The following is a 544-nucleotide window of genomic DNA, read 5'->3' as shown; positions in this document are numbered from 1 at the left end:
AAGGACGGCGTGCTGCGCGTCAGAGTCAAGCGCCGGCCCGCGCCGCAGCCCCGCCGCATCGACATCCACTGATCCGCGCCCGCCGCGATCAAGTCCCCGGAACCCCGAGACGAAAGCATTTCATGAGCACGACCGCCGTTCACACCCCCGCCACCGACGCCGCCAGCGTGTCGGCTTCGACCTCCGCCACCGCCTCGACACAGGCCGCGCGCCGACGCGACGACTACGCGATCCAGCCCGCCGTCGACGTGATCGAGGACGCGCAAGGCCTGACGCTGTTCGCCGACCTGCCCGGCGTGCCGCGCGAGCAGTTGCAGCTGCGCGTCGACCAGGACCGCCTGGTCATCGAGGCCGAGATGCAGCTGGACGTGCCCGCCGGACTGGCCGCCGGCCATGTCGAGGTGTCGCGCCAGTTCTATCGCCGCGCGTTCACGCTGAGCAAGGAACTCGACGCCGACCAGATCAGCGCCGAACTGAACCACGGCGTGCTGCGGGTGCGCATCCCCAAGGCAGCGCACGCGCAGCCGCGCAAGATCGACGTCAA

1 protein-coding gene is annotated in these 544 nt (G+C 70.4%); it reads left to right on the top strand.

What is annotated here, in order from left to right:
- Window positions 1-122: 122 nt before the first annotated feature.
- Window positions 123-544: Hsp20/alpha crystallin family protein (locus FUT87_RS26920; protein WP_147242967.1), on the top strand; the 422-nt coding region annotated here is incomplete at its 3' end.

The organism is Mitsuaria sp. TWR114, assembly GCF_007997345.1.
This window is presented reverse-complemented; position numbering and strand designations above follow the sequence as displayed.